The sequence below is a fragment of the Streptomyces sp. NBC_00887 genome (assembly GCF_045207585.1).
Genome location: NZ_CP108788.1, coordinates 4598378 through 4611663, shown reverse-complemented (window position 1 = coordinate 4611663; position 13286 = coordinate 4598378). Strand labels below are relative to the sequence as shown.

Here is a 13286-nt window from a genome sequence, read left to right as displayed (position 1 = left end):
TACAGCAGCCGATCAGGCCTCGAAGACCTCGTTGACCAGCTGGGTCTGCTCGGCCTGGTGACGCTTGGCCGAACCGACCGCCGGGGACGAGCCGTGCCGGCGCGAGATGCGGCGCAGGCGCTCACCGTGCGGCACATCGGCGCCGACGGCCAGGTCCAGGTGGTCGATCAGGTTGAGAGCGATGAACGGCCACGCCCCCTGGTTGGCCGGCTCCTCCTGGGCCCAGAGGTACTTCTCCGCGTTCGGGTACTTGGCGATCTCGGCCTGGATCTCCGCACCCGGCAGCGGGTACAGGCGCTCCAGACGGATGATCGCCGTCTCCGTGTCGCCACGCTTCTCGCGCTCGGCGTCCAGGTCGTAGTAGAGCTTGCCGGCGCAGAAGACGACCTTGCGGACCGCTTCCGCCTTGACCGACTCGTCGCCGATCACCGGACGGAAGCCGCCGGTGGTGAACTCCTCCGCCTTCGACGCCGCCGCCTTGAGACGGAGCATCGACTTCGGCGTGAAGACGATCAGCGGCTTGTGGTGCGGGTTGTGCACCTGCCACCGCAGAAGGTGGAAGTAGTTCGACGGCAGGGTGGGCATCGCCACCGTCATGTTGTCCTGCGCGCACATCTGCAGGAAGCGCTCCGGGCGGGCGGACGAGTGGTCCGGGCCCTGGCCCTCGTAACCGTGCGGCAGCAGCAGCGTGACGCCGGACGTCTGGCCCCACTTCTGCTCGGCCGAGGAGATGAACTCGTCCACGACCGTCTGCGCGCCGTTGACGAAGTCACCGAACTGGGCCTCCCAGATGACCAGCGACTCCGGGCGGGCCAGCGAGTAGCCGTACTCGAAGCCCATCGCCGCGTACTCGCTGAGCAGCGAGTCGTAGACGTTGTAGCGCGCCTGGTCGTCGGAGAGGTAGAGCAGCGGGGTGTAGTCCTCGCCGGTCTTCTGGTCGACGAGGACCGCGTGGCGCTGGCCGAACGTGCCGCGGCGGGTGTCCTGGCCGGCGAGCCGGACCGGAGTGCCCTCCATCAGCAGCGATCCGATGGCCAGGGTCTCGCCCATGCCCCAGTCGATCGTGCCGTTGTCCACCGAGGCCGCGCGGCGCTGCATCTGCGGCATCAGACGCGGGTGGACGGTGATCCCGTCGGGGATGTTGACCTGGGACTCGGCGATCAGCTTCACGACCTCCGAGGAGACCGCGGTGTTCACCGCCACCGGGAACTCGGCCTGGACGTCCGGGACATGCGGCTGGGACGGCGCGGAGGTGGCTTCGCGGACCTCCGCGAAGACCTTCTCCAGCTGACCCTGGAAGTCCTGGAGCGCCTGCTCGGCCTCCTCCAGCGTGATGTCGCCGCGACCGATGAGGGACTCGGTGTAGAGCTTGCGCACCGAGCGCTTCTTGTCGATCAGGGTGTACATCTGCGGGTTGGTGAACTCCGGGTTGTCGCCCTCGTTGTGACCGCGACGGCGGTAGCAGATGAGGTCGATGACGACGTCCTTGTTGAACGTCTGCCGGTACTCGAAGGCGAGCCGCGCGACGCGGACCACGGCCTCCGGGTCGTCACCGTTGACGTGGATGATCGGCGCCTCGATCATGCGCGCGACGTCAGTGGCGTACATCGAGGAGCGCGACGCCTCCGGGGCGGCGGTGAAGCCGACCTGGTTGTTGATGACGACGTGGACCGTACCGCCGGTGCGGTAGCCGCGCAGCTGCGACATGTTGAGCGTCTCGGCGACGACGCCCTGGCCCGCGAAGGCCGCGTCGCCGTGGAGCGCGACGGGCAGGACCGTGAAGTCCGTGCCGGCCTTGTTGATGATGTCCTGCTTGGCGCGGGCGATGCCCTCGAGAACCGGGTCGACGGCCTCCAGGTGCGAGGGGTTGGCGGCCAGCGAGACCTTGATCTGCTCGCCGTCCAGACCGGTGAAGGTGCCCTCGGCGCCCAGGTGGTACTTGACGTCGCCGGAACCGTGCATCGACCGCGGGTCGAGGTTGCCCTCGAACTCCCGGAAGATCTGCGCGTACGACTTGCCGACGATGTTCGCCAGGACGTTCAGACGGCCGCGGTGGGCCATACCGATGACGACCTCGTCGAGGCGCGCCTCGGCGGCGGAGTCGATGACCGCGTCGAGCAGCGGGATGACGGACTCCCCGCCCTCCAACGAGAATCGCTTCTGGCCGACGTACTTGGTCTGCAGGAACGTCTCGAAGGCCTCCGCGGCGTTCAGACGGCGCAGGATCCGCAGCTGCTCCTCGCGCTCCGGCGCGGGGCGCGGACGCTCCACCCGGTCCTGGAGCCACTTGCGCTCCTTCGGGTCCTGGATGTGCATGAACTCGATGCCTGTGGTGCGGCAGTACGACTCACGCAGCACACCGAGGATGTCGCGGAGCTTCATCAGCGTCTGCCCGGCGAAACCGCCGACCGCGAAGTCCCGCTCCAGGTCCCACAGGGTGAGGCCGTGCTCGTTGATGTCCAGGTCGGGGTGCTTGCGCTGGCGGTACTCCAGCGGGTCGGTGTCGGCCATGACGTGGCCGCGGACCCGGTAGGAGTGGATCAGCTCGAAGACCCGTGCGGCCTTGGTGACGTCGTCGTCGTGCGAGGCGTCGATGTCCTTGAGCCAGCGGACGGGCTCGTAGGGGATGCGCAGCGCCTTGAAGATCTCGTCGTAGAAGTCGTTCTCGCCGAGCAGGAGCTGGGACAGGACGCGCAGGAACTCGCCGGACGCGGCGCCCTGGATGACCCGGTGGTCGTACGTCGAGGTCAGCGTCATGACCTTCGAGATGCCCAGCTTGTTCAGGGTGTCCTGCGAGGTGCCCTGGAACTCCGCCGGGTAGTCCATCGCGCCGACGCCCATGATGAGGCCCTGTCCGGGCATCAGGCGGGGCACCGAGTGAACGGTGCCGATGCCGCCGGGGTTGGTCAGCGAGGCGGTGACCCCGGAGAAGTCGTCCATGCCGAGCTTGCCGACACGGGCGCGGCGGACGATGTCCTCGTACGCCTGCCAGAACTCGAAGAAGTTGAGGGTCTCGGCCTTCTTGATGGCCGCGACGACCAGCTGGCGGTCGCCGTTCGGCTTCACCAGGTCGATGGCCAGGCCGAGGTTGATGTGCTCCGGCTTGACCAGGGTCGGCTTGCCGTCCTTGACCGCGAAGGAGTAGTTCATCGACGGCATGGCCTTGAGGGCCTGCACCATCGCGTAGCCGATGAGGTGGGTGAAGGAGATCTTCCCGCCGCGGGCCCGCTTGAGGTGGTTGTTGATGACGATGCGGTTGTCGAAGAGCAGCTTCACCGGGACGGCGCGGACGGATGTGGCCGTCGGCAGCTCCAGCGAGGCGTTCATGTTCTTCGCGACGGCGGCCGAGGGGCCGCGCAGTGTCACGTACTCAGGGCCGGCCGGAGCCTCGGTCGCATCGGCGGCCTCGGCCTTCGCGGGTGCTGCCTTCGCCGGGGCGGGTGCTGCCGGAGCAGGGGCGGCCGGAGCAGGGGCCGCCGCCTTCGGCGCCGGAGCGGCGGGTGCGGGCACGGCGGCCGTGGCCGGGGCCTTCGCCACGGACTCGGCCGGAACGGCGTTGTCGACGGTGGTCGCGGCGGGAGCGGGCGTCACCGCAGCCCCCGCGGCTGCGGGGCCGGGCTTGTCCGCCGTGCCGGACGTGCCCGGCTTGTAGTCGGCGAAGAAGTCCCACCAGGCGCGATCGACCGAGCTGGGGTCCTGGAGGTACTGCTGGTAGATCTCGTCGACAAGCCACTCATTGGGGCCGAATGCGGCCGCCGGGTTGGACCCGGAGCCTGCTTCTTGATCGGTCGAGATGCTCGAGTTACTGGGGGACTGAGACGACACGGCGGCAACCGCCCTCTTCCGCTTCACAAGGTGATGGACAGCGGAAATCAAGGCTACGCCTCCCCAGCCGTTACATGCAGGCCGGGCCGGTCTTCGTCGTGCACATCACATCGGAAGCCGGGTTTCGGCGCATGAAATGGCGGGAAACAAGCGGGGTTCCGCTGCACTTCGGGTACGCGAGGCCGTGGACACGGCCCCTTGGACCGTATCTCTTTCGGGGCCACGGCGTAGAACGCCGCCTTCCGGTTCGAACTCTATGTCAACCGTGGAACTGAGAGGTCCCCGGAAGAGTGACCTGGATCCGGCATCCGCGAGCTGATTCGGCCACGCCGATACGGCCGCCGTGCAGATCCACCGCCCAGCGGGCGATCGCCAGCCCCAGCCCCGTACCGCCGTCGTTGCCGGACCCGTGCGGGTAGGGCGCCTGGCCCCGGTTGAAGCGTTCGAAGACCCGGTGGCGCTCCGCCTCCGGAATGCCCGGGCCCTCGTCCACGACCTCCAGTTCGAGCGACTCGGGGTGGTCCCCGCGACGCGCCAGCACCGTCACCCGGCCGTGCGGAGGGCTGTGCTTGACCGCGTTGTCGATGAGATTGGCGACCACCTGGTGCAGCCGTTCCGCGTCCGCGTGCGCGGTCAGCTCGGGCGGCGACACGTCGAGGTGCAGATGGACGTCCGTACGGGAGTGGTTGCCGGAGCCCGAGGAGAGCCTGCGGTGCGAGGCCGCCAGGTTCGCTTCCTTCAGGACCCCCGACAGATAGGGCCACACCTCGAAGCGGCGTGCCTTCAGCGTGACCACGCCGTTGTCCAGCCGTGAGAGGTCCAGCAGCGTCTCCACCAGCCTGCCGAGGCGCTCGGTCTGCTTCAGGGCCGTACGCATCGTCTCGGGATCGGCGGCGGACACGCCGTCCACCACGTTCTCCAGTACGGCTCTCAGCGCCGCGATGGGGGTGCGCAGCTCGTGCGAGACATTGGCCACCAGCTCCTTGCGGTGCCTGTCCTCGGCCTCCAGGTCGTCCGCCATGCGGTTGATCGTCTGCGCCAGGTCGCCGAGCTCGTCGCGGCGTCCGGCGCCGCTCACCCGTCTCGTGTAGTCGCCGTGCGAGATCGATCGGGCGACAGCTCTCATCTCGTCCAGCGGTGCGGTCAGGCCGTGGGCCACGAACTGGGTGATCAGCAGCGTGGCGATCACCGAGAAGACCGTGATGAACCTGAACTCGGTCCTGGTGCGCAGCGCGACGATCAGCAGGCCGGTCGTGATGAACACCGAGACCACGACGAGCGTGCCCAGCTTGGCCTTGATCGAGAAGGGCCGCAGTCCGGAGCCGGGCCGCGTCATGGCGCGGGAGTCTCCAGGGCGTAACCGACGCCGTGCACCGTTCGGATCCGCTCGGCGCCGATCTTCCGGCGCAGCGCCTTGATGTGGCTGTCGACCGTACGGGTGCCCGAGGCGTCCGCCCAGTCCCACACCTCTGCCAGGAGCTGCTCCCGGGACAGCACCGCGCGCGGTGTGTTGGCCAGGCAGACCAGCAGGTCGAACTCGGTCGGCGTCAGGTGGACGTCGTCGGCGCGCACCCGGACCCGGCGCTGCGCGTGGTCGATCTCCAGCTCGCCGAGGCGCAGGATGCCGCTGCGCGGGGTGACCGCGGCCAGCGCGGCCCGCTCCACCCGCCGCAGCAGGACGTGCACCCGCGCCGCCAGCTCACGCATGGAGAACGGCTTGGTCATGTAGTCGTCGGCGCCGACCCCGAGCCCGACCAGCATGTCGGTCTCGTCGTCGCGTGCGGTGAGCATCAGCACCGGTACGGGGCGCCGGGCCTGCACACGGCGGCAGACTTCCAGGCCGTCGAAGCCGGGAAGCATGATGTCGAGCACCATCAGATCAGGCTGCCAGGCCTCGGCCGCGTCCACGGCCGCCGGACCGTCCAGTGCGGTCTGCACCAGAAAGCCCTCGGCCCGCAGACGGGCGGAAATGGCGTCGACGATCGTCGCGTCGTCCTCGACCACCAGAACCCGGCGCTGAGCCCCGGGGGTGGCCGCGACGCCGTTGTGGGTGGTGTGTGTCTGTTCCATCGCCCCGCCCCTGCCCGTTCTCGCGGAGGCCATTCCCCCGGAGGCACGGTTATCGCTTGTGGATTTCGTGGGTGATCCCTTGTGCCGGTCAGAGCGTAAAGGCAGAAGACGGCTCACGGCTACGCAGGGTGTTGACCGAGGTGAAGGTGTTACCTCCCCGGGAGCGGCGGATCGTCGGCCATGTGGCGCTTGGCCCGCGGGATACCGGGGCGATGGATACCGGGTGGGGGTTCAGGCACTCCGGAGTGCGAGATGGACCACGTCGGGCACACCTCGGGCAACGGCTACTTCTTCGGTCCGTACCGCGTGGAATCCGGCATTCCGTAAGGCGTTCTCGAAGTCCGCGGACGGCTGCGCGGACCACACGGCAAGGACTCCGCCGGGCGTCAGGCGGGCCAGGCAGGCCGCGAGACCGGCCGGTGAATAGAGGCTTCCGTTGCCCTCCGTGACGGTCCAGTCGGGGCCGTTGTCGATGTCCAGGCACAGCGCGTCGTAACGCTCCGTGGTCGTACGGAGGTGCTCGACGAGGTCCGTACGGAGGATCTCGGTCCGCGGATCGGTGAGCGCGGCCCCGGAGATCCGGCCGAGCGGCCCCTCCAGGTGCCAGTCCACGATCGCCTGTTCCCGCTCGACGACCACGATCCGGCCCCACTGCTCGCCGGCCGCGGCGCGAACCAGCGAGAAGCCGACGCCGAGCCCGCCGATGAGCACGGCAGGGTCCTGTCGCCCGTCGGGCAGCGCGTCGAGCGCCGCGTCGATCAGCAGCCGCTCCGAGCGCCCGTCGGAGGTGTCCATGAGGAAGCAGCCGTTGGCGATGATCTCCAAGTCGTCGCCGCGCTCCCGCAGGACGACTTCACCGTACGGCCCTTCGCGCCGGTCGAGGGTGACGGGGCGGTGGACGTCTGTGACGGACATGTGGGCGGTCTCCGGTCTCCGGTCGGCGGCGGGACGGTCGGCGGGTCCATCATCCCCAGCCGCCGCCGCCGGGACCATCGGATTTCCGCAGTGTCACCCTCCGGCCCGCGCGGCCGCCGTGTTCGATCTCGCCGCTCGCGGGGCGGCCCGTCGGGAATGGCAGTGCCACGCGGAACGCTGCCGTAGAGGCATGCGCCGTGGGGCCCGCAGGCCTCGGGGCGGGGCAGGGCTCCAGGGCGATCGCTGAGAGCGAACACCCGGTGGGGAACATTCGGTAGCTCAGAAGCATTGAGTCCACATAACTCAACTTGCCTGCCGAAGGGGAGATCATGACTGCTGAGTCCACGTCCCAGGCGTCCACGCCGGTCGACCTGCCCGTGCTGCCGCTCGACGACGAGGTCGTGCTTCCCGGAATGGTGGTGCCGCTCGATCTGTCCGATGCGGAAGTACGTGCCGCCGTGGAGGCGGCCCAGGCCGTCGCACGGCCCGGCGGCGGCAAGCCCGAGGTGCTGCTCGTCCCCCGTATCGACGGGAACTACACGGGGACCGGTGTCCTCGGGACCGTCGAGCAGGTCGGGCGGCTCTCGGACGGGGACCCGGGCGCTCTCATCCGCGCCCGTCACCGGGTACGGATCGGTGCCGGGACCAGCGGGCCCGGCGGGGCGCTGTGGGTGGAGGGCACACGGATCGAGGTGTCCCTGCCCGATCCACTGCCCGGCTCCGCCGCCGAACTCGCCAAGGAGTACAAGGCGCTCGCCACCAGCTGGCTGAAGAAGCGCGGTGCCTGGCAGGTCGTGGACCGGGTGCAGCAGATCGAGGACATCTCGGCGCTCGCCGACAACTCCGGGTACTCGCCCTTCCTCACCACCGCCCAGAAGGTCCAGCTGCTGGAGACCGTGGACGCGGTCGCCCGGCTCAAGCTGGCCGTCCAGTGGCTCGGCGAGCACCTCGCCGAGCAGGACGTCGCCGAATCCATCGCCAAGGACGTCCAGGAGGGCGTCGACAAGCAGCAGCGCGAATTCCTGCTGCGGCGCCAGCTCGACGCCGTACGCAAGGAGCTCTCCGAACTCAACGGTGATCCGGAGGACGAGTCCGACGACTACCGGGCGCGTGTCGAGGCCGCCGAGCTCCCCGGGAACGTCCGTGAGGCCGCGCTCAAGGAGGTCGAGAAGCTGGAGCGCGCGTCCGACCAGAGCCCCGAGGGCTCCTGGATCCGCACCTGGCTGGACACCGTCCTGGAACTGCCGTGGACCGAGCGGACCGAGGACGCGTACGACATCAGGGGCGCCCAGGAGATCCTGGACGCGGAGCACGCCGGCCTGCAGGACGTGAAGGAGCGCATCACCGAGTACCTCGCGGTGCGCAAGCGGCGTGCCGACCGCGGGCTCGGTGTGGTCGGCGGGCGGCGCGGCGGTGCCGTGCTGGCGCTGGTCGGTCCGCCGGGGGTGGGCAAGACCTCGCTCGGTGAGTCCGTGGCGCACGCCATGGGCCGCAAGTTCGTCCGCGTCGCACTCGGCGGCGTCCGGGACGAGGCGGAGATCCGCGGCCACCGGCGTACGTACGTCGGCGCGCTCCCGGGTCGCATCGTCCGCGCCATCAAGGAGGCCGGTTCGATGAACCCGGTCGTCCTGCTCGACGAGATCGACAAGGTCGGCTCGGACTTCCGGGGCGACCCCGCCGCCGCCCTGCTCGAGGTGCTCGACCCGGCGCAGAACCACACCTTCCGCGACCACTACCTGGAGGTCGAACTCGACCTCAGCGACGTGGTGTTCCTGGCCACGGCGAATGTGCTCGAAGCCATCCCGGAAGCCCTGCTCGACCGCATGGAGCTGGTCAGGCTGGACGGCTACACCGAGGACGAGAAGGTCGTCATCGCCCGCGACCACCTGCTCCCGCGCCAGCTGGAGCGGGCAGGTCTGGAGAAGGACGAGGTGAGCCTCGACGAGTCGGCGCTGCGCAAGCTGGCCGGCGAGTACACGAGGGAGGCCGGCGTACGGAACCTGGAGCGGGCGGTCGCACGACTGCTCCGCAAGGTCGCGGCACAGCACGAACTGGGCGACCGCGAGCTCCCGTTCACGGTGACCGATGAGGACCTGCGGGGCCTGATCGGACGCCCCCACCACGTGCCCGAGTCCGCCCAGGTACCGGCCGAGCGCCGCACCGCGGTGCCGGGCGTGGCCACCGGGCTCGCGGTGACCGGAGCGGGCGGCGACGTGCTGTTCGTCGAGGCGTCGCTGGCCGACCCGGAGACCGGGGCGTCCGGACTGACCCTCACGGGCCAGCTCGGCGACGTGATGAAGGAGTCCGCCCAGATCGCGCTGAGCTTCCTGCGGTCGCACGGCGCGGAGCTGGAACTGCCGGTCGCGGACCTGAAGGACCGCGGCGCGCACATCCACTTCCCGGCGGGCGCCGTTCCCAAGGACGGCCCGAGTGCCGGCATCACGATGACGACGGCGCTGGCCTCGCTGCTCTCGGGGCGGCTCGTCCGTACCGATGTGGCGATGACCGGTGAGGTGTCACTGACCGGACGGGTGCTGCCGATCGGCGGTCTGAAGCAGAAGCTGCTGGCCGCGCACCGGGCGGGCATCACCACGGTGGTGATCCCCAAGCGGAACGAGGCCGACCTGGACGACGTCCCGGCCGAGGTCCTCGACACCCTGGAGATCCACCCGGTCACCGATGTCCGCCAGGTGCTGGAGATCGCGCTCGCTCCGGCGTCGGTCGGGGCAGAGGAGAGGATCCCGGCTGCGGCGTAGGTGTCACGCAGTGACGGGCGTGGCACCACGGACACGGCCGGTACGGACGGCCCGCTCCTCCCGCGAGGGAGGCGCGGGCCGTTCCGCGTTCCTGAGGAGGGGGCCGGGGCGCGGGCGGTTCAGGGGCGGTACACCGTGCCGGCCTCCGGTTCCGCGGGGGCCATCAGCTGGGGGACGGTCACGAAGGTGTAGCCGCGGTCCTTCAGGGTGTCGATGATGCCCGGCACCGCGGGGACCGTCCCCCGGTAGATGTCGTGCAGCAGGATGATCCCGTCCCTGCCGGCCTGGTCGAGAATCCGCTTCCTGATCAGCGCGGAGTCGTTCGTGGAGTAGTCCTTGGCGGTCGCGCTCCACAGGATCTGGGAGAGCCCGAGCTCCTCGCAGATCCCGGAGACCGTGTCGTCGGTACGGCCCTGCGGCGGGCGCATCAGCCGCGGCCTCTTCCCGGTGATCCTCTCGATCGCGAGCTGGGTCTTCTCCAGCTCGGCGCGTATCTCGCCCGGCTCCCTGTCCGTCAGGATCTCGTGCGTCCAGGTGTGGTTGGCGACCTCGTGCCCCTCGGCCTGGATGCGCCGCACGGTGCCGGGGTGCTTCAGGACGTGGTCCCTGCCGAGGAGGAAGAACGTGGCCGGCACCTTCTTCTCCTCGAGGACGTCGAGGAGGTGCGGGGTGTCCTTCGCCGGACCCGCGTCGAATGTCAGCGCGATGCACTTCGCCCTGCGGCAGTCCACCTGGCCGAACGACCCCTTCGCGTCGGACGGGGCGTCCCGGCGTGCGGACCCCGGGGCGGTGGTCTGCATCGAGCAGCCGCTGAGCGTCAGTGCGAGCGCGGCGGCGAGGGCGGCGGCCGGTCCCGTACCGAACGACGACATCTTTCTGGGCACGGCAACGTCACTCCTTCGTGGCTGAGCCGCACACCTGCGGTGCGGCACGCCGCGACTATACATAGTGCGTATACGCGCGATGTATAGTGAGTGCCCGGGCAGTACGGAGCCCCGGCGACGTGGGTCTTGTCACCGGGGCCCGGGTCGTGCGGGTGGGGTCCGATCAGCCGTTCGCGAGTGCCTGCACGCGGTCGAGGGCGCCGTTGAAGTGGTTGTGGTCACCGACCGTGGGGCCGGACGACGTGTACTGCCACATCGTGTAGAAGCCCCAGCCGGCCGGCAGTTCGCCGACCGTGGTGTTGTAGCGGGCCACCCAGAGCGGGTTGGTGGCTCCGAAGCTCGCGTTGTTGCCCGTGCAGTCCTTCCACCAGCTGGTGGCGGTGTAGATCACCGGGTCGCGCCCCGTGCGTGCCCTGTAGGTGTTCGTGAAGTCGCGGATCCAGGAGACCATCGCGGCCTGGGTCTTCCCGTAGCACTGCGCGCCGTAGGGGTTCCACTCGATGTCGAGCACGCCGGGCAGCGTCCTGCCGTCCCTGGACCAGCCGCCGCCGTTGTCCACGAAGTAGTTGGCCTGGGCCGCACCGCTGGTCGTGTCGGGGGTGGCGAAGTGGTAGGTGCCGCGGATCATGCCGACGTTGTACGAGCCGTTGTACTGCTGCGTGAAGTAGGTGTTCTTGTAGTACGTGCCCTCGGTGGCCTTGACGTAGGCCCACTTCACGCCGCTGTTCCACAGGGTCTGCCAGGCGACGTTGCCCTGATGGCCGCTGACGTCCACACCTTCGGTCTGGACGGCGGCGGGGCCCGTGGGGCTGCCGCCCTGCTGTCCGTCGTGGGCGATGACGCCCTGGCCCATCCTCGCCGTACCGCGCTGAGGAACGTCGGCGGCGCCGGCCGCGCCGGGCAGCGCGAGCAGGAGGGCGAGGGCGGCGAGGAGGGATCCCGCTGCGGCGAGGCGCGAGCGGCGGGTCGTTCCGGATCCGGATCTGTGCACGGGCATCTGCGTGCCTCCGAGGACTCGGTGGGGGGAAGTGCCGGCCCAGGAGCGTGTGCGGGACACTCCTGCGGTGCGTGCCGCCATGGTGTGGACATGCCACCCGTGACACTCATGAAGCTACGCACGTAGACCCGCCCGGCGGAAGGGGGACCGGCCGCTGCCGATGGTCTACGCCTGCGAAATACTGGCCCAGCTGCGGCGATGGCCGGGGCTGGAAGAAACTTTCATCGGCGGGAAAGCGTATGAAGGGTGCTGACGTGCACGGGAGTGGAAGCGCAAGCGGACCCGGTGCTGCGGCCGGGAGTGGTGTGGACCACGAATTCCTTGCGCTGGAGCGCGAGTTGGCGGTGTTCCTGCGCCGGGCGCGGGCCAGCTCGGGGGAGATGGCCCGCGAGGTCCACCCGGACCTCGAGTCGGCGGCCTACGGGCTCTTCGTGCGGCTGGAGTCGGCCGGCCGGCAGCGTGCCACCGAGCTCGCCGCCTACTTCGGAGTCGGCAAGGCGACCATGAGCCGACAGCTGCGCGCGCTGGAGACCCTGGGGCTGGTTGCCCGCGAGAGCGACCCGGCGGATGGCCGTGCCTCGCTCGTCCGGCTCACCGAGGAGGGTCTCGCCCGCTTCCGGAGCGTCCGGGATGCCCGCAGAGGGCGCTATGCCCGCAAGCTGGCGGACTGGGACCGCGCCGAGGTCGCGGAACTGGCCCGGCTGCTGCACCACTTGAACGAGCGCGCCGAGGAGTGAGGGTGTCGGTCGTCGCGGACGGATGCCGGCGGGCGCGACGACGGGCGGGGCCGCGGCTCGATTCGGCCTACAGTTCGACCAGGACGGCTGTCGCGTCGTCGTGCGTCTTGCTGCGGCGCAGGTACGTGCGGTCCGTGTCGGCCCGCTCCAGCTCCCGGACCCGGTCGATCAGCCCCTGCGGCCCCGCCTTGCGCAGCAGCCCCAGCGTGGCCGCCCAGTCGCCCTCACGGAACGTCTCCGTCCAGCGGCTCGCCCCGTCGGTCATCGCCGCCAGCGTCCGGACCTCCGCGCGCGGGGTGCGGCCGGTCACCGCGCGTGATGCCACGGCGGGGTCGGCGGCTGCGGTGAAGAAGCCGCCCTCCTTGTTCCGTACGCGCGCGTCGGTGATCGCCTCGGAGGCGAGAGAGTCCGGTGGCAGCCGGTCGAGGCGGTCGTCGAGGACCGCCCGAACCGTGCCGTCGGGCGCTTCGAGGAGCAGCGCGGAGTCGGAAAGAACCAGGTGCTCGATCTCCTGTTCGTCCCAGCGCGCCATGACCACCGTTGCCTGTGGTGTCCGTACGTGAGAAAGGTCACACGGGGAACGGTGCGTGTCGGCGGTGCGCCGAATGGACATCGAGAGGATCTCGGTCAGCGTCAGATCCCGCCGCGAAGCGGACAGTTCGGCCAATGAGCCACCCAGTACCGCAGTGAACCAGGGCACCGAGTGCACACATCCGTCGTCGCCCCTGGGTGGCGTGACGCCGTCGAGCAGGACGAGCGCCCCGCCCAGGCCGGCTGCCGGGAGGGCGGTGGATACCCAGTCCTCGTTGGGGCGTTCGGGACTGCCCGGCTCGGTGGCCAGCTCGATGCGCATGCGTTCAGTCTGCACGATGTCTTCACGAGGGCTGCACGAAGCAGGGGTTGGGTCGTACCAGCAGGTCAGAGCGGCCTCCCCGGGGAGAAGGAGAGGCTCCGTGCATATGCGGGCGGGCATCTTGCCAAAGCCTGGGCCGAAGTTCCACCCAGGGGCCCGTGCATGGCCGGGAGCGCCCGCGGGGAGACTTGTTCGCCAACTCCGGAGTGATGTTCACTCCTTCGAGTGGCGGAGCGGTTGATGCGCGCC

At 69.8% G+C, this 13286-nt stretch carries 9 protein-coding genes; 2 read left to right on the top strand and 7 right to left on the bottom strand.

Going from position 1 to position 13286, the window contains the following annotated elements; translation table 11 throughout:
• Positions 1-12 precede the first annotated feature (12 nt).
• From OG844_RS20825 to OG844_RS20810, 4 genes are all read right to left on the bottom strand, one after another.
• A complete protein-coding gene (locus tag OG844_RS20825; protein ID WP_406392203.1) occupies positions 13-3825 on the bottom strand; it encodes a multifunctional oxoglutarate decarboxylase/oxoglutarate dehydrogenase thiamine pyrophosphate-binding subunit/dihydrolipoyllysine-residue succinyltransferase subunit in 3813 nt (1270 codons plus the stop codon).
• A 259-nt stretch (positions 3826-4084) separates the two neighbouring features.
• A complete protein-coding gene (locus tag OG844_RS20820) occupies positions 4085-5161 on the bottom strand; it encodes an ATP-binding protein (protein WP_406392201.1) in 1077 nt (358 codons plus the stop codon).
• A complete protein-coding gene (locus OG844_RS20815; RefSeq protein WP_406392199.1) occupies positions 5158-5895 on the bottom strand; it encodes a response regulator transcription factor in 738 nt (245 codons plus the stop codon). The genes OG844_RS20820 and OG844_RS20815 overlap by 4 nt, the downstream gene beginning before the upstream one ends.
• 231 nt (positions 5896-6126) lie before the next feature.
• Positions 6127-6810 (bottom strand): spermidine synthase, encoded by a 684-nt coding sequence (locus OG844_RS20810; RefSeq protein ID WP_406392198.1) that lies wholly within the window; start codon positions 6808-6810, stop codon positions 6127-6129.
• 329 nt (positions 6811-7139) lie between these two features.
• Between OG844_RS20810 and lon the strand changes: the two genes are divergently transcribed.
• On the top strand, positions 7140-9566 hold the full coding sequence (lon, locus tag OG844_RS20805) for an endopeptidase La (RefSeq protein ID WP_406392196.1): 2427 nt from the start codon (positions 7140-7142) through the stop codon (positions 9564-9566).
• A 119-nt stretch (positions 9567-9685) separates the two neighbouring features.
• Here the strand turns inward: lon and OG844_RS20800 are convergent, their stop codons facing one another.
• Positions 9686-10450 carry a polysaccharide deacetylase family protein gene (locus tag OG844_RS20800; RefSeq protein ID WP_406392195.1) on the bottom strand — a complete coding sequence of 255 codons (765 nt, stop codon included), beginning with the start codon at positions 10448-10450 and terminating at the stop codon, positions 9686-9688.
• A gap of 163 nt (positions 10451-10613) precedes the next feature.
• Positions 10614-11447: a lysozyme gene (locus tag OG844_RS20795; protein ID WP_406392193.1), complete on the bottom strand. Its 834-nt coding sequence runs from the start codon at positions 11445-11447 to the stop codon at positions 10614-10616.
• Positions 11448-11686: 239 nt separating this feature from the next.
• Here OG844_RS20795 and OG844_RS20790 point away from each other — a divergent pair, with 239 nt between their 5' ends.
• Positions 11687-12184: a MarR family winged helix-turn-helix transcriptional regulator gene (locus OG844_RS20790; RefSeq protein ID WP_406392192.1), complete on the top strand. Its 498-nt coding sequence runs from the start codon at positions 11687-11689 to the stop codon at positions 12182-12184.
• Positions 12185-12251: 67 nt separating this feature from the next.
• Here the strand turns inward: OG844_RS20790 and OG844_RS20785 are convergent, their stop codons facing one another.
• Entirely contained in the window at positions 12252-13037 is a 786-nt protein-coding gene (locus OG844_RS20785) for a hypothetical protein (protein ID WP_406392191.1), read from the bottom strand.
• Between the last annotated feature and the right edge of the window lie 249 nt (positions 13038-13286).

Coding starts and splice junctions, on each gene's coding strand:
- OG844_RS20790 (WP_406392192.1), top strand. CDS start 11,687: ATGAAGGGTGCTGACGTGCACGGGAGTGGAAGCGCAAGCGGACCCGGT.
- OG844_RS20795 (WP_406392193.1), bottom strand. CDS start 11,447: ATGCCCGTGCACAGATCCGGATCCGGAACGACCCGCCGCTCGCGCCTC.
- OG844_RS20810 (WP_406392198.1), bottom strand. CDS start 6,810: ATGTCCGTCACAGACGTCCACCGCCCCGTCACCCTCGACCGGCGCGAA.
- OG844_RS20820 (WP_406392201.1), bottom strand. CDS start 5,161: ATGACGCGGCCCGGCTCCGGACTGCGGCCCTTCTCGATCAAGGCCAAG.
- OG844_RS20815 (WP_406392199.1), bottom strand. CDS start 5,895: ATGGAACAGACACACACCACCCACAACGGCGTCGCGGCCACCCCCGGG.
- lon (WP_406392196.1), top strand. CDS start 7,140: ATGACTGCTGAGTCCACGTCCCAGGCGTCCACGCCGGTCGACCTGCCC.
- OG844_RS20785 (WP_406392191.1), bottom strand. CDS start 13,037: ATGCGCATCGAGCTGGCCACCGAGCCGGGCAGTCCCGAACGCCCCAAC.